The 1,651-nt window shown below is 65.8% G+C and carries 1 protein-coding gene and 1 pseudogene; one reads left to right on the top strand and one right to left on the bottom strand.

The window, feature by feature from the left end; translation table 11 throughout:
* Positions 1-161 precede the first annotated feature (161 nt).
* The gene (locus HT737_RS19070; protein WP_131671013.1) at positions 162-1,511 is read left to right on the top strand and encodes an MATE family efflux transporter; all 1,350 of its coding nucleotides are present in this window, start codon (positions 162-164) and stop codon (positions 1,509-1,511) included.
* Here the strand turns inward: HT737_RS19070 and HT737_RS31875 are convergent.
* Positions 1,505-1,651: pseudogene (locus tag HT737_RS31875) on the bottom strand (alpha/beta hydrolase); the annotation flags it as partial. The gene HT737_RS19070 and the pseudogene HT737_RS31875 sit on opposite strands and share 7 nt — an antisense overlap.

Below are 1,651 nucleotides of genomic sequence, written 5' to 3'. Positions count from 1 at the left end.
GCCTAACCCYTGTGGGGAGCGAGCCTGCTCGCGAAAGGCGTCAGATCAGTCAAAAACTGTTCTGAATGACACACCGTTTTCGCGAGCAGGCTCGCTCCCACATTGGTTTGCATCGCAGGCCGCATGAATCGCTACAATCCCCGCTCCCCCAAGGAGCCCGCATGTCCAACCTGATTGCCGACTGGCGCGACCGCCCGACTCACCGCAAGGTCTGGGCGCTCGCCGCGCCGATGATTCTTTCGAATATTTCCGTACCGCTGGTGGCGCTGGTCGACAGCACCGTCATCGGCCACCTGCCCCACGCCCATCAGTTGGGCGCAGTGGCGGTCGGCGCCAGCCTCTACACCTTCCTCGCCTGGGCCATGGGCTTTCTGCGCATGGGCACCACCGGGTTTGCCGCCCAGGCCGCCGGGCGCAGCGATGGCGCGGCGTTGCGGCAGATTCTGTTGCAGGGTTTACTGCTGGCGCTGGGACTGGCAATCGTGCTCGGCACGCTCGGCGTGCCGTTGAGCGGCGTGGCCCTGCACGTCATGCAGCCGTCGGCGGAACTTGATCAACTGACCCGCGAGTTCTTCCACACCCGGTTATTCGGGCTGCCCGCAGCGCTGGCCAGTTACGCCCTGGTCGGCTGGTTCCTCGGCACTCAGAACGCCCGGGCGCCGCTGGCGATTCTGCTGAGCACCAACCTGATCAACATCGCTCTGAACCTGTGGTTCGTGATTGGCCTGGAATGGGGCGTGGTCGGCTCGGCCCGGGCCTCGGTGATCGCCGAGTGGAGCGGTGCCCTGCTTGGCCTGTGGCTGACCCGTGGCGCCTTGCGCGCCTATCCCGGGCACATCGCCTGGGCGGCCTTGAAGTTGTGGCAGAACTGGCGCCCGTTGCTGGCGGTCAACCGCGACATTTTCATCCGCAGCCTGGCGCTGCAATCGGTGTTCTTCCTGATCACCGTGCAAGGCGCGCGTTTGGGCGATGCCACGGTGGCGGCCAATGCCCTGCTGCTCAACGGCCTGCTGCTGACCGCCCATGCGCTGGACGGTCTGGCCCATGCCGTCGAAGCCTTGTGCGGGCACGCGATCGGCGCCCGCGATCGCCTCGCCCTGCGCCGCTCATTGGTGGTGGCCGGCGGCTGGTCGTTGTTGGCCAGCCTCGGATTTGCCGCGTTGTTTCTGCTGGCCGGGCATTTGTTCATCGAAATGCAGACCGACATCCAGAGCGTGCGCGACACCGCGTTCATCTACCTGCCGTATCTGGCGGTGTTGCCGCTGATTGCGGTCTGGAGTTATTTGCTCGACGGCCTGTTCATCGGCGCCACCCGCGCCCGGGAGATGCGCAATGGCATGCTGCTGACCGTCGCTCTGCTGCTGCCGTTTGCCTGGGCGCTGCAAGGGTTGGGCAATCACGGGCTGTGGATAACGTTCCTGCTGTTCATGATCTTGCGCAGCCTGACGCTCGGCGTATTGGCCCTGTGGCTGCGCCGCGACGACGGCTGGTTCAGCGGCGCCGCTCACTGAGCCGGCGTGTGTTTGACGAACGCGACGACCTGCTCAAGCACCGGCGCCAGGTGCCGAAGCGGCCGCGACAGGCTCGCCACCAGCGTCACATGGACTGGGGCGCGAGTAGTACAGATCCTGCACCGGCACACCGGCCTCGC

Origin of the sequence: Pseudomonas sp. MD195_PC81_125 (genome assembly GCF_014060985.1) — a bacterium.
GTDB lineage: Bacteria > Pseudomonadota > Gammaproteobacteria > Pseudomonadales > Pseudomonadaceae > Aquipseudomonas > Aquipseudomonas parakoreensis.
Note: the sequence above shows the minus strand (reverse complement) of the source record. Positions and strands in the feature narration are given on the sequence as shown.